Origin of the sequence: Nocardia amamiensis (assembly GCF_015477605.1) — a bacterium.
Lineage (GTDB): Bacteria > Actinomycetota > Actinomycetes > Mycobacteriales > Mycobacteriaceae > Nocardia > Nocardia amamiensis_A.
On sequence record NZ_JADLQX010000006.1, the window covers coordinates 29,683 to 54,764 of the forward strand.

A 25,082-nucleotide genomic window follows, 5' to 3' on the forward strand; every position below is an offset into this window, starting at 1 on the left:
CGGGCCGATCGCTGTCGGCACAGCTGCGTGTGAACATCCCGGAAACTATGCCGCCCGCGCTTCCAGGACCCGTTCTCGGCCGAGTAGCCTCGGTTCAGCAACCAGCTCGTTATCCATCGCGGGGCCCGACGACGTGCTCGCTGACGTTCACCGCGGAGGTGAGAGATGGCGATGATTGCTAACCGGCCGAGCTCGGATCGGCTGCGATACCCTCGGGACGTGAGCGAAACACCTTCCGGCGGCGGCGAGTCGGCGCCAGGGCCGGAGGCCGATGGCGACATACCGCCCGAAATGGTCATTCCATTGGAGCCGACCGAAGAGTTCGAGTCTGCTCGCCGTCCCGGCGGATCGCGGCGTGGCCAGCTGTCCGCGCTGATGAACGCCGCCAACCAGCGCGCCGACCTGATCGGTGTACTGCGCAAGGCCCGTGAGCAGTTGCCCGGTGATCCCGCTTTCGGTGATCCACTGTCGGTTTCGGGTCCTGGCGGTGCGCGGGCGGTCGCGCGAGCCGCCGACAAACTTGTCGGCGACGCTCCCAGCGCGGCCAGGGAAATCGGCTTCGGCGCCTTGCAGGTCTGGCAGGCGATGCTGGAGCGCGTTGGCCGCGGCAAAGGTAGCCAGGAGATAACTGTGATGTTCACCGATTTGGTGGCGTTCTCCCGGTGGTCGTTGTCGGCGGGTGACGAGGCCACCCTCGAACTGCTGCGCGAGGTTGCCAAGGCCATCGAGCCCCCGATCGGCGAGCGCGGCGGCCAGGTGGTCAAGCGCATGGGCGACGGCGTGATGGCGGTCTTTCCCTCGGCGGACCGGGCCGTGCGCGCCGCGGTGAACGCCAAGCGCAACCTCGCCGAGGTACACGTGCGTGGCTATCGCCCGCGGATGCGAATCGGTTTGCACACCGGTTCTCCGCGCGAGATCGGGGGCGACTGGCTCGGCGTGGACGTGACGATCGCGGCCCGGGTGATGGAAGCGGGTGGCAACGGGCACACCATGCTGTCCGAAGCGACGCTGCAAGCACTGCGGCCCGAGACGCTGGACGAGCTCGGTTTCGCGGTCAAGCCGTATCGCCGCAGCTTGTTCGCCGCGCCGCTCAATGGAGTGCCGGACGACTTGCGGATCTTCCGTCTGTCGAGGAGCTGAGCGGCTGCCTTCGCTCGGCCCGGCGCGGGCTATGGACGGATTTCGTCCGGCTGCGCCCTTATGCGAGCCACCAGGCGAGGGCGCCACCTGCCGCGAGAACGGCGCACACCGCCAGCGCGATGGACAGTGGGCGGGCGGTCTTCCAGGTGGTGTAGGCGCCGCCGACCAGGAACCCGGAGAGGGCGAGCAGAACGATCACGGTGATGTCGCTGGACACCGTGTTCATCTTGCTCCACGCGGCCAGGTCATCGCGTCGCGGGTGGCGGCGGTGGTTCAGCGTGCAATTAACAAGCACGCATGCTTGCTTTTTTCTGCCGCGAGTGTGATGCTGGTCGCGGAACGCGGACTCCACGGATGCGGCATGCGGCCCATCCTGACGGTCCGCCGTACAGGAGGCATTCCCGCTGATGAGTATGCTGGCCGCCGACCCGGACGTGCTCCGGATCGGCAACTGTTCCGGCTTCTACGGTGATCGGCTCAGTGCCATGCGTGAGATGCTCGAAGGCGGGCAGCTCGATGTGCTCACCGGCGACTACCTCGCCGAGCTGACCATGCTGATCCTCGGCCGCGACCGGATGAAGGACCCGAGCCTCGGCTACGCGAAGACCTTCGTCAAGCAGGTCGAAGATTGCCTCGGGCTCGCGCTGGAACGCAAGGTGCGCATCGTCGCGAACGCGGGCGGCCTCAACCCGGCCGGTCTCGCCGAAAAACTGCGCAAGGTCGCCGCGGATCTCGGACTGGACGCGAAGATCGCGCACGTCGAGGGCGACGACCTGGTCGCGCGCGCCGGTGACCTCGGTTTCGGCGCACCGCTGACCGCCAACGCCTACCTCGGCGCGTGGGGCATCGTGGCATGCCTGAACGCGGGCGCGGACATCGTCGTCACCGGACGGGTGACCGACGCGTCGGTGATCGTCGGCCCGGCCGCCGCGCACTTCGGTTGGGGCCGGGCCGACTACGACCAGCTGGCGGGCGCGGTGGTGGCCGGGCACGTCATCGAGTGCGGTACCCAGGCCACCGGCGGCAACTACGCCTTCTTCACCGAACTCGCCGACCTGGGCAGGCCGGGCTTCCCCATCGCCGAAATCCGCTCCGACGGAAGCAGCGTCATCACCAAGCACCAGGGCACGGGCGGCGCGGTCACCGTCGACACGGTCGAAGCCCAGTTGATGTACGAGATCCAAGGCGCCCGCTATGCCGGACCCGACGTGACCGCACGCCTGGACACCATCCAGCTCGACCAGGACGGTCCGGACCGGGTGCTGATCAGCGATGTCACGGGCGAGGCTCCGCCGCCTCGGCTCAAGGTCTCGCTGAACACCCTCGGCGGTTTCCGCAACGAGATGGAGTTCGTGCTCACCGGTTTGGACATCGAGGCGAAAGCCGAGCTGGCGCGACGTCAGCTGGAGTCCTGGCTGCCGACCCGTCCCGCGGAGCTGACCTGGACGCTGGCCCGCTTGGACCGGCCGGACGCCGAGACCGAAGAGCAGGCGAGTGCGCTGCTGCGCTGCGTTGTCCGCGATCCTGATCCGAACAAGGTCGGCCGCGCGTTCTCCAACGTGGCGGTGGAGCTGGCATTGGCCAGCTATCCGGGATGCAGTTTTACGACCTTGCCGGGCAACGGGTCTCCGTACGGCGTGTTCACGCCTGGGTTCGTCGACGCCGCCGAGGTGCCACACACCGCGGTGCTTCCGGATGGCACCCGTGTCGATATCGCGCCGTCCACCGACACTGCCGAACTCGCCGAGGTGGCCGAGCCACCCGCACCCGAGCCGCTGTCCGCCGGGGAGACGCGCCGCGTTCCCCTGGGCGCGATCGCCTTGGCGCGCAGCGGCGACAAGGGCGGAGACGCGAACGTCGGCGTGTGGGTGCGCACCGACGAGCAGTGGCGCTGGCTGGTGCACACACTCACCGTGGCGCGCGTCAAAGAGCTGCTTCCGGAGGCGGCTTCGCTCACCGTCACCCGGCACGTCCTGCCCAACTTGCGGGCGCTGAACTTCATCATCGAAGGCCTGCTCGGCCGAGGGGTGGCCTACCAGGCCCGCTTCGACCCGCAGGCCAAGGGACTCGGCGAATGGCTGCGGTCCCGTCACCTCGACATTCCCGTGGAGCTGTTCGCATGATCGGTCAGGCCCGGAGGCGGCAGCTCGCGTCACCACGCAGCGCCCCCGATCATGCGAGAAAGGACACCGCATGACCAAACCCTGGGACACGCCGGAACGACGCGAATTGCGTTCCACGGTCCGTGGATTCGTGGAACGCGAGATCCTGCCGTACCTGGACGGGTGGGAGCGCGCCGGAGAGATCCCGCGCGGATTGCACCAGAAGGCGGGCGCACTCGGCCTGCTCGGCGCGCAGTTCCCGGAATCGGCGGGCGGTTCCGGCGGCGACGGCGTGGACGCGATGATCGTCTGCGAGGAGATGCATCAGGCCGGAGCGTCCGGCGGGCTGTTCGCCTCGCTGTTCACCTGCGGTATCTCCGTGCCGCACATCATCGCCACGGGCAACGCCGAGCAGATCGAGCGGTGGGTGAAGCCCACGCTGGCGGGCGAGAAGATCGGCTCGCTCGCGATCACGGAGCCCGGTGGCGGCTCCGACGTCGGGCACCTCACCACCACCGCCCGCCGCGACGGCGACCACTACATCGTCAACGGCGCCAAGACCTACATCACCTCCGGCGTCCGCGCCGACTTCGTGGTCACCGCGGTGCGCACCGGAGGCCCAGGCTCCGCGGGCATCTCGCTGCTCATCGTCGACAAGGACACGCCGGGCTTCACGGTCAGCCGCAAGCTGGACAAGATGGGCTGGCTCGCCTCCGACACGGCCGAGCTGTCCTACGTGGACGTCCGGGTGCCGGCGGAGAACTTGGTCGGGCCGGAGGACTCCGGCTTCCACCAGATCGCGGGCGCGTTCGTCAGCGAACGCGTCGGCCTCGCGGTGCAGGCGTATTCGAGCGCGCAGCGCTGCCTGGACCTCACCCTGGCGTGGGTGCGCAACCGCGAGACCTTCGGTCGCCCGCTGATCAGCAGGCAGGCGGTGCAGAACACGGTCACCGAGATGGCGCGGCGCATCGACGTCGCCCGGGTCTACACCCGAGATGTGGTGCAGCGCAGCGCCGAAGGCGAGACCGACCTGATCGCCGAGGTGTGCTTCGCCAAGAACACCGCGGTCGAGGCGGGCGAGTGGGTGGCCAACCAGGCCGTCCAGCTCTTCGGCGGCCTCGGCTACATGCGCGAATCCGAGATCGAGCGCCAGTACCGGGATATGCGCATCCTCGGGATCGGCGGCGGCACGACCGAAATACTCACCGGACTGGCGGCGAAACGATTGGGGTACCAGTCATGACCATCTTGCGAAGCACCCTGGATACTGCGTCCCCGGAGTACGCTTCGGCCGCGGAAGCCATGAGCGCCAAGCTCATCGAGGTCGAGGCCGAGTTCGCCAAGGCCATCGCGGGCGGCGGGCCGGACAAGCTGGCCCGGCACCGCAAGCGCGGCAAGCTGACCGCCCGCGAGCGCATCGAACTGCTCATCGACGAGGATTCGCCGTTCCTGGAGCTGTGCCCGCTGGCCGGCTGGGGCAGTGAATTCCACGTCGGCGCGAGCACCATCGCGGGCATCGGGGTGGTGGAGGGCGTCGAGTGCATGATCGTCGCGCCGGACCCGACCGTGCGCGGCGGCACCTCGAATCCGTGGACGCTGCGCAAGACCCTGCGCATCAACGATATCGTGCGGGAGAACCGGCTCCCGGTGATCTCGCTGGTGGAATCCGGCGGCGCGGATCTGCCCACGCAGAAAGAGGTATTCGTCCCGGGCGGCCGGATGTTCCGCGATCTCACCCGGGCGTCGGCGGAGGGCATTCCGACCATCGCGCTGGTGTTCGGCAACTCCACCGCGGGCGGCGCCTACATCCCCGGCATGTCCGATCACGTGGTGATGATCAAGGAGCGCTCCAAGGTGTTCCTCGGCGGACCGCCGCTGGTCAAGATGGCCACCGGTGAGGAGTCCGACGACGAATCGCTCGGCGGCGCCGACATGCACGCGCGGATCTCCGGACTCGCCGACTACTACGCGGTGGACGAGCAGGACGCTATCCGTATCGGCCGTTCCATCGTCAAGCGGCTGAACTGGCGCAAGCAGGGGCCCGCACCGCGCGCCGAGGTGATCGAGCCGCTGTACGACCCCGAGGATCTGCTCGGCATCGTGCCGTCGGACCTGAGGATCCCGTTCGACCCGCGCGAGGTGATCGCGCGCATCGTGGACGGCTCGGACTTCGACGAGTTCAAACCGCTCTACGGCAGCAGCCTGGTCACCGGATGGGCCGAACTGCACGGGTATCCGATCGGCATCCTGGCGAACGCGCGCGGCGTGCTGTTCTCCGAGGAGTCACAGAAGGCCACCCAGTTCATCCAGCTGGCCAACAAGTCCGACACCCCGCTGCTGTTCCTGCACAACACCACCGGCTACATGGTCGGCAAGGAGTACGAGCAGAAGGGCATCATCAAGCACGGCTCGATGATGATCAACGCGGTGTCCAACTCGAAGGTGCCGCACATCTCGGTACTGATGGGCGCGTCCTACGGCGCGGGCCACTACGGCATGTGCGGCCGGGCCTACGACCCGCGTTTCGTCTTCGCTTGGCCGAGCGCGAAATCCGCTGTGATGGGCGGGGCGCAGCTGGCGGGCGTGATCTCGATCGTCAGCCGCGCCGCCGCCGAGGCCAAGGGCCTGCCGTTCGACGAGGAGGCCGACGCCGGGATGCGCGCCATGGTGGAGGCGCAGATCGAGGCCGAGTCGCTGGCGATGTTCATGTCCGGGCGGCTCTACGACGACGGCGTCATCGACCCGCGTGATACCCGGACGGTATTGGGAATGTCCTTGTCGGCCATTCACAATGCCCCGATCAAGGGCGCCGAAGGCTTCGGCGTCTTCCGAATGTGAGGCGCGCCGTGTCCAATTTCCCCCTCGCTCCCGCTATCACGAACGTCCTCGTCGCCAACCGCGGCGAAATCGCCCGCCGGGTCTTCGCCACCTGCCGCCGCATGGGCGTGGGCACCGTCGCGGTGTACTCCGACGCGGATGCCGCCGCGCCGCACGTCAGCGAGGCGGACGCCGCTGTGCGCCTGCCCGGCAATACGCCCGCCGAGACCTACCTGCGCGGTGAGCTGATCATCGAGGCCGCGCTCGCCACCGGCGCGGACGCCATCCACCCCGGATACGGATTCCTTTCCGAGAATGCCGAATTCGCCAAAGCGGTGCTCGACGCCGGGCTGGTCTGGATCGGGCCGCCCGTCGAGGCGATCGAGCAGATGGGCTCGAAGGTCGCCGCGAAGAAGATGATGGACGCCGCCGGTGTCCCCGTGCTCGCCGAGCTGGACCCGGCCGAGGTCGCCGAGGATCATCTGCCGGTGCTGATCAAAGCCTCCGCAGGTGGCGGCGGGCGCGGCATGCGGGTGGTGCGCGACCTGGCCGACTTGGCGCCGCAGATCGACGCCGCCCGCCGGGAGGCGGAATCCGCGTTCGGCGATCCGACGGTGTTCTGCGAGCGCTACCTCGAGACCGGCAGGCACATCGAGGTCCAGGTCATGGCCGACACCCACGGCACGATCTGGGCGGTGGGCGAGCGCGAGTGCTCCATCCAGCGCCGCCACCAGAAGGTCGTCGAGGAGGCGCCCTCGCCCCTGGTGGAGCGCACCGAGGGCATGCGGGCGCGGCTGTTCGAGGCGGCCCGGCTGGCGGCGGGCGCGATCGGCTACACCGGCGCCGGCACCGTCGAGTTCCTCGCCGACGAGCAAGGCGAGTTCTTCTTCCTGGAGATGAACACCCGTCTGCAAGTGGAGCACCCGGTCACCGAATGCACCACCGGGCTGGACCTCGTTCGGCTGCAACTGGATGTCGCCGCTGGTGACGCATTGCCTGCCGAACCGCCCGCGATGCGCGGGTATTCGATCGAGGTCCGGCTCTATGCCGAGGACCCGGCGCACGACTGGCAGCCGCAGAGCGGGACGGTGCACCGGATCGAGATTCCTTCGGTGCGTGCCGAATTCGATCTGCTCGACCGGCCCGGTGTACGTCTGGATACGGGCGTGGTGGACGGTTCGGTGGTCGGCGTGCACTACGACCCGATGCTCGCCAAAGTCATTTCATACGCTGAAACCCGGAGTGCCGCAGCGCGAGTATTGGCCGCGGCACTGAGCCGGGCGAAGATCCACGGTCTGGTCACCAATCGGGACTTGCTGGTGCGGGTGCTGCGTCATCCGGCGTTCCTGGCCGGGGACACCGACACCGCGTTCTTCGAGACGCACGGCATGGACACCCTCGCCGCACCGCTGGTGTCGGAATCCGACGAGGTGTTGTCCATCGTGGCCGCCGCACTCGCCGACGCCGCGGCGAACCGCACCGGCGCGCGGGTGGGCGGCGGGCTGCCCAGCGGATGGCGGAACCTGCCGTCGCAGTCGCAGAACAAGTCCTACGAGAGCCGCGCCACCGGGACGCACGAGGTGGGCTACCGATTCGGCCGGACCGGCCTCACGGTGGACGGTCACGACGGGCTCGGCCTCGTCGAGTCGGCACCGGATCGCGTCGTGCTGTCGGTCCCGGGCGAACGGGGTCCGGTGCGCAGGCAGTTCGAAGTCGCGCGTTATGGCGAGCAGGTCTACGTCGACTCGCCGCTGGGCCCGGTGGCCGTACGCAGGCTGCCCCGCTTCAGCGATCCGGCCGACCAGGTGGCCACCGGCTCGCTGCTGGCTCCGATGCCGGGCAGCGTGATCCGGCTCGGGGCCGAGGTGGGCAGCCAGGTCGAACAGGGGCAGCCGATCCTGTGGCTGGAGGCGATGAAGATGGAGCACACCATCGCCGCGCCCACCGCGGGCGTGCTCAGCGCCGTCAACGTCACCGTCGGCCAGCAGGTCGACGTCGGCGCCGTGCTGGCGGTCGTCGAACCCGCCTCGAACGACGAGATCTAGGAGAACTGATGAGCTTCATCGAAACCGACGAGCAGAAGGCGCTGCGGGCCGCCGTCGCCGCGCTGGCCGCGAAGTACAACTACCGCGACTACGTGCTGCCGAAGGCGCGCAAGAACGAGCCGCTCGACGAATTGTGGGAAGAGGCGGGCAAACTCGGCTTTCTCGGCGTGAACCTGCCGGAGGAATACGGTGGCGGCGGCGCGGGCATGTACGAGCTGTCGCTGGTGATGGAGGAGCTGTCCGCGCAGGGCGCGGGCCTGCTGCTCATGGTGGTCTCCCCGGCCATCTGCGGCACCATCATCACCAAGTACGGCACCGACGAGCAGAAGCAGGAATGGCTGCCCAAGCTCGCCGACGGCTCCGGCAAGATGGTCTTCGGCATCACCGAGCCGGACGCGGGCTCCAACTCCCACCAGATCACCACCACCGCCCGCCGCGACGGGGAAGACTGGATCCTCAACGGCCGCAAGATCTTCATCTCCGGCGTGGACCAGGCCGAGGCCGTGCTGATCGTCTCCCGCACCGCGGACCACAAGACCGGCAAGCTCAAGCCCGCCCTGTTCATCGTGCCGACCGACGCCGAAGGCTTCACCAAGACGGCGCAGGAGATGGACATCATCGAGCCCGACCACCAGTACAGCCTGTTCCTCGACGACGTCCGGCTGCCCTCGACCGCGCTGGTCGGCAAGGAGGACGCGGCGCTGATGCAGCTGTTCGCCGGTCTGAACCCGGAGCGCATCATGGGCGCCGCCATGGCCATCGGCCTCGGCCGCTACGCGATCGACCGCGCGGTGGAATACGCCAGGGAACGCACGGTGTGGAAGACGCCGATCGGCGCGCACCAGGGCATTTCGCATCCGCTCGCACAGGTGAAGGTCGAAGTGGAGCTGGCCAAGCTGATGATGCAGAAGGCCGCGACCCTCTACGACGCCGGCGACGAGATGGGCGCCGCCGAGGCCGCCAACATGGCGAAATACGCGGCGGCGGAAGCCAGCATCAAGGCGCTCGACCAGGCTATCCAGACACACGGCGGCTCCGGCCTGACCAGGGATGTCGGGCTGGCCGCCATGCTGGCCGCCTCCCGGATCGGCCGCATCGCGCCGGTCAGCCGGGAAATGGTGCTGAACTTCGTCGCGCAGCATTCGCTGGGCCTGCCGAAGTCGTACTGAGAGGACGCGCATGACCGAGACAGGCCCGTTCGTCCGCTACGAGGTGAGCGGCGGTGTGGCGACGCTCACGTTCGACTCGCCGCACAACCGCAACGCGCTGTCCTCCAGGCTGGTCGCCGAGCTGCTGCGCGGGCTGGACGACGCGGCGGCCGACGACAAGGTGCGCGTCATCGTGCTCGCGCACACCGGCAACACGTTCTGCGCGGGCGCGGACCTCAGTGAGGCGAGCGACGCCGATCCGGCCGTGGCCGCCGACGAGCGCACCCGGGTGATGATCGGCGTGCTGCGCAGGCTGGTGGAGACGCCGAAGCCGGTGATCGCCCGGATCGACGGCAACGTTCGTGCCGGTGGCATGGGCATCGTGGCCGCCTGCGACATCGTCGTGGCCGGGCCGGGCAGCAGTTTCGCGCTCACCGAGGTGCGGATCGGGTTGGCGCCGTTCATGATCTCGCTGACCCTGCTGCCGCGGCTCAGCCCGCGCGCGGCCAGCCGGTATTACCTCACCGGCGAGAAGTTCGGCGCCGCTGTGGCGCAAGAGATCGGCCTGGTCACGGTCACCGCCGACGACCCGGCAGCCGAGGTGGCGCGGCTGTGCGGGGAGGTGCGCAAGGGGTCGCCGCAAGGCCTCGCGGAGGCCAAGAGGCTGGTCAACGCCGACATCCTCGCGCAGTTCGACTCCTCCGCCGACGAACTCGCGCAGCGTTCGGCGAGCTTCTTCGGCACCCCCGAAGTGCACGAGGGCATGCTGGCCTTTCTGCAGCGTCGCCCGCCGAGCTGGGCAGAATAGCCACCATGGCGACACCCCACGAACCGAAGCAGGACCGCAGCCGAGTCACCCGGCAGCGCCTGCTCGAGGCGACGATCGACTGCCTGGCCGAAATGGGCTGGGCGGCCGCGACGGTCGCCGTGGTCGCCGAGCGCGCCGGGGTGTCCCGTGGTGCGGCCCAGCATCACTTTCCGACCAGGGAGGACCTGATCACCGCGGCGCTGGAGTACATGTTCGACACGCGCAGCGGGCAGGCCGTGCAGGAGGCGGCGACGCTGACGGAGCTGGGTGACGGCCCCGCACGCACCGAGGCGGTGGTGGCGGGGCTGGTCGAGTCCTACACCAGTCCGCTGTTCAAGGCGGCCCTGCAGGTGTGGACGCACGCCGCCGCCGATCCGGCGCTGCGCGAACGCATCGTCCCGCTGGAGGCCCGCTTCGGTCGCGCGTCACACCGCCGCGCGGTCGCAGCCCTCGGCGTGGACGACTCCGACCCGGTTGCCCATCACCTGGTCCAGGCGACCCTGGACATGGCCCGCGGTCTCGGATTGGCCGATGTCCTCACCGACGACTCGGCCCGCCGGAAACAAATCGTGCACCAATGGGCGGCGACGTTGCACGCCGCCCTCCACGGTCGGCGCTGAGACCGCCGAACTGGTCGGTCTGCTCGTCCCGATCGCGTTGTCGCTGCTCGAGCGGCCGGAAGAGAGCTAGCCGCCGCGGGCGGCGTCATCGCCGATCGCTTGTTCCGGCGTGTCGAACGCAGTGCCGCGACCCGCTGCGGATATTGCTGCACCGCAATATCCTCCGGTCGGCGTGCCGAGCGGGGACACTGCACTCATGGTTTGGATACCGGTGGCGGCACTGGTGGCGACGGTCGTTGGCGTCGTTGCCGGGTTCTACTACTTCCTGGCCAATCGCCGCCGCAATGTCGTGCGGTTCGACTTCGACTCCCGGCGCATGATCTCGGGCGTACCGGGACCTCAGGCGCTGCGGGTCTCCTATGGCGCGGCCGTGATCGGCAACCCCCATCTCGTGGTGGCGACGCTCGTCAACCGCGGCCAGAAAGACGTGCGGCCGGACGACTTCGTCCAAGGCCAGTCGTTGCCGATCGAAGTGAGCACTCCGGTGATCGCGGTGATTCCGGACGACGGCGGTACCCGGCTGCCCATCGCTATCACCTCGTCCGGCCTGGAGCTGGCACCCGTTCTGCTGCGCCGGAACCGCAGGTACACCATCACCGCGATCACCGATGGCCCACCGGCTTTCACGGTGCGTGATGATGTGGTGGCCGACACCGACATCTCCTGGAAGGAGAGCGATGCCGAGTCGGCGTCCGCCCGATTCGGTGTCCGCCTGCTGATCGCGGGCGGAGCGCTCCTGACGCTCAACGTCGTCACCGCCGCCGTGTTCGCCTCGTACTTCACGAAATCCCAAGAGGTGCTGCATGAGCAGCAACGGATAATCGCGGAAATGTACGGCAAGAACATCGCACTCGATGAGGCCCTTCGCCGCCTCCTCGAATCTCCACCGCCTCGTTAGGTCGGCGCGATACGCCGCCGACCGAGCGGCTGTCTCGGACCCGTTGGGCAGAAGATGGCGACGGCCCCGCTTCTGCCGACGCGGCTGGAGCGGGGCCGTCCAGCGAATCAGGTGGTCAGCACAATCCCTGCTGCTCGAGCCGCCCGGAATCGATGGCGTAGGAGGAGGCGCCGATCGCGGCCCCGATCACTCCGACGATGATCGCGCCGGGGATCGCGCCGACGAAGAAGACCGGCAGGCCGACGAGCGCGCCGATCGCGGCTCCGACGGCCGCACCGATTCCGGTGCGGAGCTCGATCGTGTCACCGGGCGGCAGGCACGCCTTGATGTAGGTCACCTGCGGAGGTTCGCTGGTCGCCGCTGCGATCGGTGCGGCGTTGTCCACCGGAGCCGCCGACGCGGTGGATGCGAATCCCACGGCGAGCGCGGTTGCGACGAGTGCGCTGACCACCGTCACGGCCAGCTTCGTGAAAGCATTCAACTGTTTCCCTGAGTGTTCGCGGTGTACGCGTGACCTGATGGTGGCCGGGGCCCCGGCTCCCGACCCGAAGCCGTCACGTACCGAACATCATCGCTGGCGTTTTGCCGGGTGCCAAGAGCCCGCCGCCGAATGACCCACCGTGGTAACGAATCTTTGCGGTCTCGCAGCAATGTCACTCATGGCTGCCCCGCATCACTGCCGTAGTCGACCGGATGTACAGCTCCGCCGAGAACGCCTGCGCGCAGTGGATCACACCGCTAAGACGTCTAACTCGTATTTCTGGCAATACGGGTCCCGGGTGACCAGGGTGAGATTTGCGCATCGCGCCTGGGCGATCAGTATGCGGTCGAAGGGATCCCGGTGGATCAAGGGAAGCCTTCCAGCCATGACCACATGCTCGTGGTCTATCGGTAGCGGAATGAATCCGCTGTTCGACAGACACGGCGTAGCCCGGTGCGTAGCCGAATAGGGCACCGGAGCGCTCGGCGATGCACCGCTCGGCGGTGGCGCGGTCTCGACCGCGCGGGGTCCCGCACACGCCGCGCCGCGCTGGGAGAGGTGCGGCCCCGGTGTGTCGGGGCGGGGCCGCACTCTCGGTGTCAGTGGGTGGCGGTCAGGTCATACAGAGTGACGCCGTCCACCTGCGTGGCGGTGAAGTTCTCCTGCACCCACTGCGTGATCTGTGCGCTGGGCGAGGAGCTCGAGGAACCGGGGCCGCCTCGGCCGCCGCCGACGAAATAGTGGATCTTTCCTTCGGCTACATACTGTTTGAACTGTTCCAGCGTCGGTGACGGGTCGCTGCCGTTGAAGCCGCCGATCGGCATCACGGGAAGTTCGGTGGCCAGCTGCAAACCCGCGGCGCTGTTCGAGCCGATGGCCGCGGCAACCCATGTGTAGTCGCCGCCGTTCTGCTCGAGCAGGGACACGACCTGCGCGCTCGGCTCACGGGCCCCGAGGAGCCCGCCGATTCCACCGCCGCCATTGGGGCCTGGACCACCGTCCCCGGTCGCGCCGTCCGGTATCCCTTGTGTGGCCTGCCCATCGGGTACCGTGCCTTGCGTTCCCGCGTTGCCGGGCAATGGAATCGGGCCGCGCGGACCCGAACCAGGCGGCCACCCATTCTGCGCTTGTCCGGCACCGGCGCGGCCATTCCTTGCCAGCCCGTCCTGCGGTGGAGGGCCCATACCGATCATCACGTCGCCCCACGGCGGTCGATTGCCGTGCATCGCGACGTTCGGCCCGGCCGAGGGGATGGAACCGGCGTGCGAGGTGGCGATCGTGTCGACCGCGTAGGCGACCGGCCCGGCCAAGCCGGTGAACGCCACCGCGAGCGCCGACACCACGGTCAGCTTCCGCGGCGCGGGGAAGGCGACGGCGAGCGTCGCGAGGACGCCGACGACCAGCACGGTCCAGCGCAGCCACGGCTGCCATTCGGCACTTCGGGACAACAGCATCCATGCCGTCGCCGTGGTGAGACCCACCGCGAGCGCCGACGCCGGCCGCACCGCCGGCCGGCGGCGCTCCCGCCACAGCAGCACCACTCCCGCGCCGACCAGCGCGGCGACCGCCGGGGCCAGCGCGACGGTGTAGTACTGGTGGAAGATGCCCGCCATGAAGCTGAACACCAGCCCGGTCACCAGCAGCCATCCGCCCCACAGGATCAGCGAGGCGCGCTGCTGATCGGTTCGAATGCTCCTGCCGCGCAGGATGATTCCCACGACAAGCGCGACGAGGGCGGCTGGGATGAGCCATGCGATCTGACCGCCCTGCGCGGGTTCGAACAGCCGCGTGATGCCGGTGTCGCCCCACATGCCGTTGCCGCCGGGTGGAAGTTCGCCGCCGGGCCCGACGCTGCCGCGTTCGTTGCCGTTGAGCCGTCCTAGTCCGTTGTAGCCGAGGGTCAGCTCCAAAATCGAGTTTTCGTGCGAGCCGCCGATCCACGGACGCGACGATGCGGGCCACAACTCCACCGCCAGCAGCCACCAACCGGCGGCCACCACCATCGCGGCACCCGCCGCGAACAGTTGCACGATGCGCTTGCCGAGCTTCGGCGGACCGGCGACCAGGTAGGTCAGTGCCAGTGCGGGCACTACCAGCAGCACTTGCAATTGCTTGGTGAGGAAGCCGAATCCGATCAGCACGCCGGTCAGCACGAGCCAGCGCCAGCGGCCGTCCTCCACCGCGCGCGTCATCGCCCAAGCCGCGGCGACCATCAAGAACACCAGCAGCGCCTCGGGATTGTTGAACCGGAACATCAGTGCCGCGACGGGCGTCGCCGCCAGCACCGATCCGGCGATCAATCCGGCGGCGGGTCCGAACGGCCTGCGCACGGTAGCCCAGACGAGCGCGACGGTGGCAACGCCGAGCAGTACCTCCGGCACCAGGATGCTCCCGCTGCTCAGTCCGAACGCCCGCACCGACAATTCCATCAACCACAGCGAAGCGGGCGGTTTGTCCACGGTGATCGAGTTCGCCGCATCGGACGACCCGAAGAAGAAAGCCTTCCACGACACCGAACCGGCTTGCACCGCAGCGGAATAGAACGAGTTCGCCCACCCGTTCGCGCTGAGGTTGCACAGATACGCCACTGTCGTGCCGATCAGGAGCACCGCCAGCGCCGGGTACTCCCAGCGGCGCTCGGGCTTCGGCCGCGGTTCGGCCGCGGCCGGTGTTGTCGTGAGTGTCGCAGTCACAGGTCGTGTCCTTCGCGGTCGAGTGCGATGCGGGCGGGCTCGGTGGTGGGCCGTCCGGGAGTTGTCCGAGGCGATTCGGCGGGCGCAGGAGTGGAGCGGCGTTGTTCGCCCGCGCCAGCACTGTCGCGGAACACCCACCGCAGACCGACGAACCGCAACAGGGTCGCCACCAGGTTGGCCAGTACCAGCACGAACAGCTCCAGATGCACCGCAGCGCCCGGCGCCCACTGATGCAGCGCGAACAGCGACCCACTGGTGAGCGCCAACCCGACCCCGAAGATCACCAGACCTTGGAATTGGTGCGAGACGACCCCGGTCGAGCCGCGCACCCCGAAAGTGAACGCCCGGTTGGCCGCGGTGTTCGCCACCGCCGTGATCAGCAGCGCCGCGAAGTTCGCCACCTGCGCGCCGGTGAACGGTTGCAGCACGACATACAGCAGCAGATAGGCCAACGTGCTCAGCACGCCGACGATCGCGAACCGCACCAGCTGTCCCACCATGCCCAGCGGCACGCCGGGCACCAGCGGTTCCCGGCCCACCGCCCGGCGCAGTTCCTCCAGCGGCAGCGCGCCGGTGGCCAGTGCCCGTCCGAGCCGCCAGATGCCGTGCAGGTCTTTGCGCGCGGTGTCGATGATGTCGACCCGGCTGTCCGGGTCGTCGATCCAGTCCACCGGCACCTCGTGGATGCGCAGCCCTACCCGTTCGGCGAGTACCAGCAACTCGGTGTCGAAGAACCACTCCCCGTCGCGGACCAGCGGCAGCAGTCGACGCGCCACGTCGGCGCGCATCGCCTTGAATCCGCACTGTGCGTCCGAGAAGTGCGCTCGCACTGAGGCTTTCAGCAGCAAGTTGTAGCAGCGGGAAATGATCTCGCGCTTCGGCCCGCGCACCACCCGGGAGGCGGAGTCGAGCCGGGTGCCGATGGCCAGGTCGGAATGCCCGGTGATCAGTGGTGCGACCAAGGGGAGCAGCGCGTTCAGATCCGTGGACAGGTCGACGTCCATATAGGCGACCACCTGCGCGTCGGAGCGTTCCCACACCGCCCGTAGCGCCCTGCCACGGCCCTTGGCGGCCAGGTGCACTACACGCACGTCGGACAGGTCCTCGGCGAGCAGCTGTGCGACCTGGAGCGTGTCGTCGGTGCTCGCGTTGTCGGCGATCGTGATGCGCGCCGGGAACGGGAATCCGTCGCGCAGGTAGGCATGCAACCTGCGCACGCACACGCCCAGGTCGGTCTCTTCGTTGTAGACGGGTATCACCACGTCCAGCACGGGCGCCCCCGTGTTCTCGGTTCGCTCCGTCGCCGCGACGGCCACAGTCTCGGTCATGCGCACCACCCTCGACGCCGACGCTGGTGCGAAACTGGGCCCGAGCTGTGAGGTTCCTGCCAACGAAAGACGGAACTCCACGACTGACAGGCGACTCGGCGAAAGCTACGGTGCGGTAGACAAACCTGGGTGCGGAGAAGGACCGATGGAAGATCCGGCAGCCTACGCCGTTCAGTGGGACAACTGGTGGATCCGAGTTGGCAGGCGCCCACACCGGAAGCTCGACATCGCGATCGCACCGAGTCGGCATGCTGGCCTGAGCGCGGTCTCACGCAGACAGGCGGTAAGCGGTAACGCCGGTTGCAGGTAGCATCCGGATTCGTGATGCTCAGCGGCCGGACGGAAGACGACCAGCCGCGCAAACGCGTGGACGCGCGTACCGAGCGCTGGCGCGAGCATCGCAGGAAAGTTCGCGAAGAGTTCGTCGACGCGGCATTTCGTGCGCTCGACACGCACGGCCCCGGCGTCAGCATGGGTGATATCGCCAAGGAGGCGGGCGCGGCCAAGCCGAAGCTGTATCGCCATTTCGAGGACAAGGCCGATCTCTACAACGCGATCGTCGACCGGATCCGCGACCTACTGTGGGAACGGATCACGGCCAGTTTCGACCTGACCAACGACTCGGCCGGCGAACTCGTCCGCCGCGGGGCGTCCGAATACGTGCTGGTGGTGTCACAGCACCCGAACATCTTCCGGTTCATCCTGCACGGCCACTTCGCGCAACGATCCGACGACTCCGCCCGCGCGGTGCAATCGGCCAGGCAGTCGGCGAAGCGCGCCGCCGAACTGTTCGCGGGGGCATCCGGCGACGAGTCGGTACCGATCGCGAGCGCGGAACTGGTCATCTATTCGATTTTCGGTGCGGTGGCCTCGGCCACCGACTGGTGGCTCGGTGCGAACCGGTTGGAGACACCGATCATGCCGATCGAGCAGTTCGTCGCCTACCTCGCCGAGATCATCTCCGCACTGGTAGCGGCGAACACACGGCTCAACGGCATCCGCATCGATGCCGGCCGTCCGCTGCACCTTGCCGTTTCCCGTAGGTGACCGTGGCGCCGCCCGGGCGGACGCCGAGGCCGGTTGTCGCATACACACCGAACGCCGTTGTTCCGATTGCCTTCGCCGTTGAAGCCACCTGTGTTTGCGACGACCTCAGTATCGCAGCGCCCACCGACAAGAAATCGTGCCGCACTGTGCGGTCCTGCCGGAAGTCGATGTCTCGCTGAGTGGTGGCCTGGTCAGTTCTCGCGCAGCCGCCACAGCGGGGACACCGGCCCGTGGCCCGCTCCGAGATCGTAGGACGCGGCGAGGCAGCGGTAGGTCCACTCCTTGGCGAACTCCACCGCTTCGGGAACCGTATAGCCGTGGGCCAGGGCGCAGGCGATCGCGGCGGCCAGCGTGTCGCCGCCGCCGTGGTCGTTGCCCGTCGCAATGCGCGGCGCCGAGAACTCCAGGAACTGCTCGCCGTCGAACAGCAGGTCGGTGCTGTATTCGGAGGAGCGCAGATGCCCACCCTTGACGATCGTCCATCGCGGCCCGAGCTTGTGCAGCGCCTCGGCCGCGCGGCGCGCCGAATCCTCGTCGTCCACTTCGATACCCGTGAGCAGCCGGACCTCGTCCAGGTTCGGCGTGACCACGGTCGCGAGCGGAATCAGGGTGTTGCGCAGCGCGTCCAGCGCCTCGATGTGCAACAGCGGGTCACCGTGCATCGAGGCCGCGACCGGATCGACGACCAGCGGAATGTGGCCGTCGCGGCCGATACCGACCTCCTGGCACACCGCCGCGACCGCCTCGATGATCGCGGTGGAGGCCAGCATGCCGGTCTTGGCCGCGCCTGCGCCGATGTCACCGACGACCGCGCGCACCTGATCGGCCACGATCTGCGGCGGGATCTCGTGGAAGCCGCTGACGCCAACCGAGTTCTGCACGGTCACCGCCGCCACCGCCACCAGCGCGTGTACTCCGCACAGCGCCATGGTGCGGGTATCGGCCTGGATTCCGGCGCCTCCGCCGGAATCGGTACCGGCAATGGTGAGCGCCCGGACGGGGGTCTGCCCCTCGGCGGGCAATGGCAGCAGTTTCACGCCACAAACCCTACGGCGGTCCGGGCGCGCCGCCACCGGCAACCGGAACCCGCACTCAGATAGCAAATGAAAATCGTTATCATTTATGCCATGGACTCCGATCTGCTTCCCGTCACCGTGCTGTCCGGCTTCCTCGGTGCGGGCAAGACGACGCTGCTCAACCACATCCTCGCCAACCGGGAAGGCCGTCGGGTGGCGGTCATCGTCAACGACATGAGCGAAGTGAATATCGACGCCGCGCTGGTCGCGGGACAGGGCCACCTCGATCGCACCGAGGAGAAACTGGTCGAGCTGACCAACGGCTGCATCTGCTGCACACTGCGCGAGGACCTGATCGAGGCCGTCGCCAGGCTCGCCCGCGAGGGGCGGTTCGACCAGCTGGTGATCGAGTCGACCGGTATCTCCGAACCGATGCCGGTGGCCGCGACCTTCGACTGGGAGTTCGAGGACGGATTCCGGCTCGGCGATATCGCGCGCCTGGACACCATGGTGACCGTGGTCGACGCGTCGACTTTCCTCGCCGAAGTTGCGCGCGGCCAGGCATTGGCCGAGCGGAACCTGCAAGCGGGCGACGGTGACACCCGCACGATCGCCGATCTACTGGTGGACCAGGTGGAATTCGCCGACGTCCTGCTGGTCAACAAGACCGACCTGGTCGGCGCCGCGGCGGCGGGTGCGGTGGAAGCGACGGTGCGCAGGCTCAATCCGCGCGCCCGGGTGCTGCGCACGAGCAACGGCGTTGTCGACTTGGCGGAGGTGCTGGACACCGGCCGCTACAACCCGTTGGTCGCGGCCGAAGCTGAGGGCTGGGCGGAGGAACTCGCCGGCGGGCACACGCCCGAGACCGAGGAATACGGCATTCGCAGCCTCACCTACACCGCCGACCGGCCGTTCCATCCGCTGCGCTTGTCCGAAGCGTTGGACCAGCTGCGTGGTCTGCTGCGCAGCAAGGGTTTCTGCTGGATCGCGAGCCGGTCGACGCTGGCCGCGGTCTGGTCGCAGGCCGGGCCGAACCTGGTCTTCGAACCCGCCGCATGGTGGTCGTCGTTGGAGGTGCCGCCGGGGCAGGAGATCGTGCTCATCGGAATCAAGCTGGATTGCGATGCGGTGCGCGCGCTCTTGGACGCGGCCTTGCTCACTGACGCGGAGTTCGCCGAGGGGGCGGGAGCATGGGCCGAGTACCCCGACCCGTTCCCGGCTTGGGCCGAATTGCACGACCACGTCTGAACCTATTGCCTTGCAACGGCTGCGGCCCACTTCCCCGATACCGGGGGCGTGGGCCGCCTCGGGGGCTGACCGCGCGTGCCGTGTCTTTTCCGGCCTGAGCCGGGACCCTCCAGGGTCACGGCTGCTCTGCCGCCCCGCACCTGAGAACTCATGACTGCGCCCGGCGGCGCTCGACCCCGTCATACGCGATGTGCGCTGTGCTGATGGGCTCGCCGCACCGCAGACTGCCGCCGCACGAGTGCGCCGTTCTCAGTTGGAGATGCCGGGCGACTGATGGAGGTAGGTCGTGTCGGTCAGCTGCTCGATCATGAAGTCCGCGATGTCGGCGCGGGCGATCTTCAGGGTGAGACCGCGCTCGCCCGCTGGGAATCCACGCCGGTAGCTGCCGGTGCGCGGTCCATCGGTGAAGGCGCTCGGCCGCACGATGGTCCAGTCCAGGTCGCTGGCCCGGACGTATTCCTCCTGCAGGACATGGTCGGCGTAGGCCGGACGCAGCAGCAGCCCGAACATCACGTACTTCCACAGGAAGTTCAAGTTGCCCTTGCTGTCGCCGACACCGAGGGTGGTCTGGCAGATCAGCCGCTTGACGCCGGTGCGGTTCATCGCTTTGATGATCGCTTCGGTGCCGCTCGCCCGCACGATGCCGTTGCGGCCGTTGCCGAGCGAGATCAGCACCGCGTCCTGCCCCTCCACCGCACGCTGCACCGAGTGCGTGTCCAGCACGTCGCCTTCCACCACGCGCAGCCGCACGTGCCGCTGCCTTACGCTCGCCGCGTTCCGGGTGAATGCCGTGACCTCGTGCCCCTCCTGGAGGGCCCGCTCGACGACCAGGCGTCCGACGGTACCGGTGGCTCCGAAGACCGCGATTTTCATGGTGTCCATCTCCTTGTTCGAAAGCTGTTGTGCTGTTGGTGAATCCAGTACATCAGCGAGAAACGAGACGAACCATGGCCGTGAGTCTCGATGACATAAGAGACTGTCTCGGCCTCCGTGCACGCAAAGGCCGCCGCCCACACCGGGGCGGCGGCCGTCTCGCACCGGTCAGCGCAACTTCGCGAAGAACTCCGTGATCTCCTGCGCCATCAGCGCGGGCGCCGCATGGTGCAGGTAGTGGGTGAAGACGTCGTGCGTCCGCCACGACACGATGTTGTGGTCGCGCTCGGCGAAGCGCCGGATGCCGTGGAAATCGCCGGCGGAGCCGGAGAGCGCGAGCGGCACCGTGCTGGGCGCGCTGGGATGCTCGGCCTTGTCCTTCTCGAAGTAGTGCCGGATCGCCGAACCCGCGGTGCCGGTCAGCCAGTGGATCGCGATGTTGGTGAGCACGAAATCGTCGTCCAGGTCCGGGCCGAGCAATTGGCCGTTCCAGCCGACCAGTCCGGCGGGCGAGTCCATGATCGCGTGCGCCAGCGTCTGCGGCTGCTGGGACTGCAGGACGTTGAACCCCATCTTGTTCTTCACGAACCAGTCCAGGGTGGCCAGCGACTGCTGCTCGTCCTCGGTGAGGTCGGCCAGTTCGGCCGGATCGCCGGACGGGAACGAGTACACCTGCGCGACGTGCACGCCCACCACGTTGTCCGGCGCCACCCGGCCGAGCTCCGGCGAGATCATCGCTCCGCCGTCGTTGCCCACCGCGCCGTAGCGGGTGTAGCCCAGTCGTCGCATCAACTCCGCCCACGTGCGGGCGATCCGGGCGTCGTTCCAGCCCGCCTCGGTGGTGGGGCCGGAGAATCCATACCCCGGCACGGATGGGATCACCAGATCGAATCCGGCCGCGGTGAGCGGCTCGATCAGGTCGACGAACTCGACGAAGGTGCCCGGCCAGCCGTGCGTGAGGATCAGCGGAAAGGCGTTGTCCTGCTCGGCTTTCACGTGCAGGAAGTGAATGTTCTGGCCATCGATCTCGGTGGTGAACTGCGGGTAGGCGTTCAGCGACGCCTCGACCGCGCGCCAGTCGAACCCGTCGCGCCAGTAGTCGACCAGGTGGCGGACGCGCTCGACGCTCACCCCGTAGGTGTCGCCCGATCCAGGGATCTGCTCGGCCCAGCGGGTGCGGGCCAGCCGGTCGCGCAGGTCGTCCAGGTCGGCCTGCGCGACGTCGATGCGGAAGGGGGTGATCGCGGTCATGTCCTGCTCCTCGGTGAAACGGAATGCTCTGTTCTGTTCAGATGAGACCGTATCAGAACGGATCATTCCGTTTCAAGTGCTACTCTAGAACCATGCCGAAGACATGCGACGCCCCAGCTCAGAAGGGTCTGCCCGGCCGCAAGGCGCAGGCGGCCCGCAACGATGGCCTGATCTTGGAGGCCGCCCGCGCAGTATTCCTCGCCGACGCCTCGGCCCCGATCTCCGCCGTCGCAGACCGCGCCGGTGTCGGGATCAGCGCGCTGTACCGGCGCTATCCGAGCAAGGAGGCGTTGCTGCGCACGCTCTGTTACGACGGTCTTCGCCGGTACAACACGGAAGCAGACGCGGCGCTGGAGGATTCGGACGGCTGGCGCGGCCTGGTCGGCTTCCTGGAGCGGGTGGTCGACGCGGACGTGCACTCGCTCACCGTGCATCTCGCGGGCACCTTCACCCCGGACGAATCCATCCTCCCGGACGTCCAGCACTCCGGACAGGTGACCGAGGAGATCGTGCGCCGCGCCCACGCCACCGGCAAGCTGCGTCCGGACGTCACACCGCAGGACCTCGCACTGATCCTGGAGTCCTGCGCCGCGATCGCGCTACCGAACCGGGAACGCACCGTCCAGCTGCGCCGTCGCGTGCTCGCCATGCTGGTGGCCGGGCTCAGCGCGGACGGTGAGCTGCCCGGGCCGCCGCCCGCACCGGACGAGTTCGCCTGGCGCTGGCAACCCCATTAGTTCGCTCTCGCTCCTTGCCGAGGTTCGAGACTCCGGTTGATCATGAGCAAAGCCCTCGGCTGGATTGCTTTGGGAAGAGGAAAACAGCCGAGGGCCTAGTTCGTCGATTGGACGCGATCAATCAATCGGGCAATTCGAGCCGATCGCGAAGCCGAGTCAATATTTCGCCGGCCTTGGCCAGAACTTCTCTCCTCATTTCGTCGCTCATGGGCGGGTTCATCGTGAAAGATGCTTCCATGCCTCCACAGAAGTCGGCATTCTCACCGAGCGTTCTGGCCGCCTCCAGTTGAATGGCTCTATCGACGGCATCGATGCTGTGCTCCTCGGGGGTAACCGTAACCTCGATTATTCCCGACTCGGGGCGATTATGCACGCGACCTCCTCTCGTCAAGAAACTCGTGAGCATCTCCCATAAATTCTTTTCAGCAATATGGTAATACATGGACTCGTCAATCCTTGCGAGAAAACTTGTGTTTGATGGCTCCGCTGCTGCGCCTCCGGTAACGTCGAACGCGTAGCGAGAGCAAGAGAACTGCCATCATCGCGCATCCCGTCGAACTGATCATAAGAATACTCCACAGCGGTTGGTTTGTGCCGAGTATCGGCACCGGGCCCGACGTGTCCAGACGACGCGCGAGCTTCAGCGCGGACAGGATCATCGCTGCCGCGGAGTTGGAGACGAACCAGGCCGCTACCGCCAGGGTGGAAACGGATATTCTACTCACGGCGTCGGATGTGAATCTGGAAACCAGCCACCCCGATATGATTGCCGGAACTCCGAAGAGGATCGTCGCCCAATAGGATTGCGGACTGGGGGGCAGGTCGCATCCTACTCTGTCGGGAAAGTCCATGCAGAGTCGAGATGGCGGAGCAATACCGAAAATCAAATCGTGCCAGTAGCCCACCCCGATGGTCAAAGCCATCAGATACACGGAAAGCAGAACCAGTACGAACATCAGCCCCGGCGGCTTCTCCCTCAATTCGATCGTCAGCGAAGGGATATGAGGACGCAGGGAGAATTCATCCGGCGTCGAACCGGTGCCGGATCCCCGTCGCCTCGGTCCGGGGAGCATATGATGGGAAACGCCAACGATATCCAGATCGCGCCCATAGGCATGGACGTAGGTCAAGCCGCGCGTATCCTCGCAGTCCCACCGGGGATCGATCGGCCGATGTGTGTAGCTACTGGACGAAATTTGAACAGAGTCTGTTTCTCGTACTTCAGTCATTCCGAGACTGAGATCGTAAACGTACATGCCTTCGGGGGCTTCGGTACGAAGATGGTAGCTCTGTGCACGAGTCGCTCGCGACAGTCGGATCATATGAGATCGGCGTACGAGTCCGAATGATGCCCGGATATAAGAGTAGAACCACTCCCAGAGGCTTATGGGCACACCAGGTTGGCGACCTCCCACGCGCGTCCGGTCTTCTGTGAAGCCGACCTTCAGCTTGACTTCTTTGCGCGCGGGGACAACGGCGATGATCGGAAAAATCGTCTGCGCGTCATAGATGAAATTGTGCAAGAAGTTACGAAGTATACGGCTGTCGGCACTGTCGAACTTCTTTGTCGCATCGTGTAGCGCGGTCGACACGCTTTTCTTGCGCCCACTGGCGGCCATGGTCTCACGAAGGATTTCACTCCGTATGGTGATCCGCAAATCCTCCGGGCATCTACCGAGCACCAATTCGACCATTATCTGTCCGATCGTCAGCAGCGCCCCCAGTGTTTCGCGATACGAAAGCGTGCGGACGGCCCCCTCGCCCGACGATATTCTCAAGTTGTCGACCAGTTCACCTTTTGGCGGTGTCAGAATAGGCACCAGCAGGCGGTCGACGTCGCCCTCGTCGGCGCCCACGATGGTCTGTGTCGTACTGAAGGCGTAAGCCTCGTCGCCGAGATCTATCTGCTCCGAGATACGCATGATGTAGAAACTCGGATCGATTACGAAATCAAGGAGCCGCATTGTCTCTTCGTGCGCGAACTTCGCATTGAACTCACGAATCGCGGCCTCGGCAAGCTCCGTGTCGTCGTCCTTTGCGTCTCGGAGATCTACCCTCGCGATGTCCTTTCCCGCGGTGTCCAGTGTCAAACATATCCGCAGCAGAATTGCCAGACCCAACGCTGCAAATATTCCTATCAACAACATCAGCGACGGATCGGCTCTAATCGCATCGAAAGGCCCTTCCAGGAATAGCAGAAGCCCGCATGTCAAGGCAATTACCAAGGACATGATTCGACGCATCATCCGAATAGATCTGGCCGCCTTGGTCGATGTCGGCCGGGGCAATCCGGTGGATTTCTTGTTCTTCCATAACATTGTTAGTACACCCGTCGAACTGGTCTGTACCCCCCGTTTGCCGGAGGCCTCGCAGCGCTTGCCTGCTGAGCCAGGAGCTTTATCTCCGACTGCAAGCAGCAGAGCGAATGAACCGGTCGGTACTTCGCTTTCCTAAATAACAACATATCGCTCGGTTTCCTCATCAGGTCTATATCGCAGGATGGCGGCAGCACGACGGTCTCGAATTCCCTGCGTGCATGTTGAGGTCAGACGGATCGACCCCCGACGTCATCCCGCGATAAATGATCCTCGGCGCCGGGTGATCTGTTTCGCAAACTCGAAGGACGCGACTGGAATTTCTGCTTTACGGGATACTATTTCGGCAAAAGCCGGTCGAATCACGAAATATGCCGGTGATGAGGTGTCCCGAACGAAGACTGTCCGCGTCCCTCGCGGGTGGCTCGGGCGCGCCTCGAGCCGGTAGGTGTTCGGGCCTGACCTCCACCTGTGTGGTGCGTTGCGGGAGTCCCGGTGGAGCTGGATGGCCTCCG

The 25,082-nt window shown here is 66.9% G+C and carries 22 protein-coding genes; 12 read left to right on the plus strand and 10 right to left on the minus strand.

The genetic code is table 11. The features are described from left to right. Nucleotides 1-375 precede the first annotated feature (375 nt). Nucleotides 376-1,140 (plus strand): adenylate/guanylate cyclase domain-containing protein, encoded by a 765-nt coding sequence (locus IU459_RS09580; RefSeq protein ID WP_228837700.1) that lies wholly within the window; start codon nt 376-378, stop codon nt 1,138-1,140. Between the two features lie 58 nt (nt 1,141-1,198). On the opposite strand, the gene IU459_RS09585 is transcribed toward IU459_RS09580, so the two are convergent. After that, a complete protein-coding gene (locus IU459_RS09585; RefSeq protein WP_195129132.1) occupies nt 1,199-1,366 on the minus strand; it encodes a hypothetical protein in 168 nt (55 codons plus the stop codon). Nucleotides 1,367-1,547: 181 nt separating this feature from the next. On the opposite strand from IU459_RS09585, the gene IU459_RS09590 reads away from it, so the two are divergent. The 8 genes from IU459_RS09590 to IU459_RS09625 all read left to right on the plus strand — a co-directional run bounded on the left by IU459_RS09590 (nt 1,548) and on the right by IU459_RS09625 (nt 11,578). After that, nucleotides 1,548-3,263 (plus strand): acyclic terpene utilization AtuA family protein, encoded by a 1,716-nt coding sequence (locus tag IU459_RS09590; RefSeq protein ID WP_195129133.1) that lies wholly within the window; start codon nt 1,548-1,550, stop codon nt 3,261-3,263. A gap of 70 nt (nt 3,264-3,333) precedes the next feature. After that, nucleotides 3,334-4,485: an acyl-CoA dehydrogenase family protein gene (locus IU459_RS09595; RefSeq protein ID WP_195129134.1), complete on the plus strand. Its 1,152-nt coding sequence runs from the start codon at nt 3,334-3,336 to the stop codon at nt 4,483-4,485. Beyond that, a complete protein-coding gene (locus IU459_RS09600) occupies nt 4,482-6,080 on the plus strand; it encodes an acyl-CoA carboxylase subunit beta (protein ID WP_195129135.1) in 1,599 nt (532 codons plus the stop codon). Before IU459_RS09595 ends, IU459_RS09600 begins: the two co-directional genes overlap by 4 nt. 8 nt (nt 6,081-6,088) lie before the next feature. Continuing rightward, the gene (locus tag IU459_RS09605; protein WP_324198808.1) at nt 6,089-8,104 is read left to right on the plus strand and encodes an acetyl/propionyl/methylcrotonyl-CoA carboxylase subunit alpha; all 2,016 of its coding nucleotides are present in this window, start codon (nt 6,089-6,091) and stop codon (nt 8,102-8,104) included. A gap of 8 nt (nt 8,105-8,112) precedes the next feature. Then, a complete protein-coding gene (locus tag IU459_RS09610; protein WP_195129136.1) occupies nt 8,113-9,273 on the plus strand; it encodes an acyl-CoA dehydrogenase family protein in 1,161 nt (386 codons plus the stop codon). A 10-nt stretch (nt 9,274-9,283) separates the two neighbouring features. After that, nucleotides 9,284-10,060 carry an enoyl-CoA hydratase family protein gene (locus IU459_RS09615; RefSeq protein ID WP_195129137.1) on the plus strand — a complete coding sequence of 259 codons (777 nt, stop codon included), beginning with the start codon at nt 9,284-9,286 and terminating at the stop codon, nt 10,058-10,060. Nucleotides 10,061-10,065: 5 nt separating this feature from the next. Then, nucleotides 10,066-10,680, plus strand: a complete 615-nt coding sequence (locus IU459_RS09620) for a TetR/AcrR family transcriptional regulator (RefSeq protein WP_195129138.1) — start codon at nt 10,066-10,068, stop codon at nt 10,678-10,680. 196 nt (nt 10,681-10,876) lie between these two features. Beyond that, nucleotides 10,877-11,578, plus strand: coding sequence for a hypothetical protein (locus tag IU459_RS09625; protein ID WP_195129139.1), 702 nt, complete (start codon nt 10,877-10,879; stop codon nt 11,576-11,578). 115 nt (nt 11,579-11,693) lie between these two features. On the opposite strand, the gene IU459_RS09630 is transcribed toward IU459_RS09625, so the two are convergent. The 4 genes from IU459_RS09630 to IU459_RS09645 form a co-directional block, all read right to left on the minus strand. Then, entirely contained in the window at nt 11,694-12,059 is a 366-nt protein-coding gene (locus IU459_RS09630; protein ID WP_195129140.1) for a hypothetical protein, read from the minus strand. A gap of 249 nt (nt 12,060-12,308) precedes the next feature. Next, complete coding sequence (locus IU459_RS39635; RefSeq protein ID WP_324198809.1) at nt 12,309-12,650, minus strand: type II toxin-antitoxin system VapC family toxin; 342 nt, start codon at nt 12,648-12,650, stop codon at nt 12,309-12,311. Between the two features lie 8 nt (nt 12,651-12,658). Beyond that, entirely contained in the window at nt 12,659-14,752 is a 2,094-nt protein-coding gene (locus tag IU459_RS09640; protein ID WP_195129141.1) for a glycosyltransferase family 39 protein, read from the minus strand. Next, a complete protein-coding gene (locus IU459_RS09645) occupies nt 14,749-16,080 on the minus strand; it encodes a bifunctional glycosyltransferase family 2/GtrA family protein (RefSeq protein ID WP_228837669.1) in 1,332 nt (443 codons plus the stop codon). The genes IU459_RS09640 and IU459_RS09645 overlap by 4 nt, the downstream gene beginning before the upstream one ends. A gap of 324 nt (nt 16,081-16,404) precedes the next feature. Here IU459_RS09645 and IU459_RS09650 point away from each other — a divergent pair, with 324 nt between their 5' ends. Beyond that, nucleotides 16,405-17,127 carry a TetR/AcrR family transcriptional regulator gene (locus IU459_RS09650; RefSeq protein ID WP_195129390.1) on the plus strand — a complete coding sequence of 241 codons (723 nt, stop codon included), beginning with the start codon at nt 16,405-16,407 and terminating at the stop codon, nt 17,125-17,127. A 191-nt stretch (nt 17,128-17,318) separates the two neighbouring features. Here IU459_RS09650 and thiD read toward each other — a convergent pair whose 3' ends face one another. Next, nucleotides 17,319-18,164 (minus strand): bifunctional hydroxymethylpyrimidine kinase/phosphomethylpyrimidine kinase, encoded by an 846-nt coding sequence (gene thiD, locus IU459_RS09655; RefSeq protein ID WP_195129142.1) that lies wholly within the window; start codon nt 18,162-18,164, stop codon nt 17,319-17,321. A 90-nt stretch (nt 18,165-18,254) separates the two neighbouring features. On the opposite strand from thiD, the gene IU459_RS09660 reads away from it, so the two are divergent. Further along, complete coding sequence (locus IU459_RS09660; RefSeq protein ID WP_195129143.1) at nt 18,255-19,391, plus strand: GTP-binding protein; 1,137 nt, start codon at nt 18,255-18,257, stop codon at nt 19,389-19,391. A gap of 249 nt (nt 19,392-19,640) precedes the next feature. Here IU459_RS09660 and IU459_RS09665 read toward each other — a convergent pair whose 3' ends face one another. Continuing rightward, nucleotides 19,641-20,273: an NAD(P)-dependent oxidoreductase gene (locus IU459_RS09665; RefSeq protein ID WP_228837670.1), complete on the minus strand. Its 633-nt coding sequence runs from the start codon at nt 20,271-20,273 to the stop codon at nt 19,641-19,643. A gap of 159 nt (nt 20,274-20,432) precedes the next feature. Beyond that, nucleotides 20,433-21,515, minus strand: coding sequence for an epoxide hydrolase family protein (locus tag IU459_RS09670; RefSeq protein WP_195129144.1), 1,083 nt, complete (start codon nt 21,513-21,515; stop codon nt 20,433-20,435). 92 nt (nt 21,516-21,607) lie between these two features. Here IU459_RS09670 and IU459_RS09675 point away from each other — a divergent pair, with 92 nt between their 5' ends. Then, entirely contained in the window at nt 21,608-22,252 is a 645-nt protein-coding gene (locus tag IU459_RS09675; RefSeq protein WP_195129145.1) for a TetR/AcrR family transcriptional regulator, read from the plus strand. A gap of 121 nt (nt 22,253-22,373) precedes the next feature. Here IU459_RS09675 and IU459_RS09680 read toward each other — a convergent pair whose 3' ends face one another. Together IU459_RS09680 and IU459_RS09685 are read right to left on the minus strand one after the other, a co-directional pair. Beyond that, complete coding sequence (locus IU459_RS09680) at nt 22,374-22,694, minus strand: hypothetical protein (RefSeq protein ID WP_195129146.1); 321 nt, start codon at nt 22,692-22,694, stop codon at nt 22,374-22,376. 7 nt (nt 22,695-22,701) lie between these two features. Next, the gene (locus IU459_RS09685; RefSeq protein ID WP_195129147.1) at nt 22,702-24,483 is read right to left on the minus strand and encodes a hypothetical protein; all 1,782 of its coding nucleotides are present in this window, start codon (nt 24,481-24,483) and stop codon (nt 22,702-22,704) included. Nucleotides 24,484-25,082 lie beyond the last annotated feature (599 nt).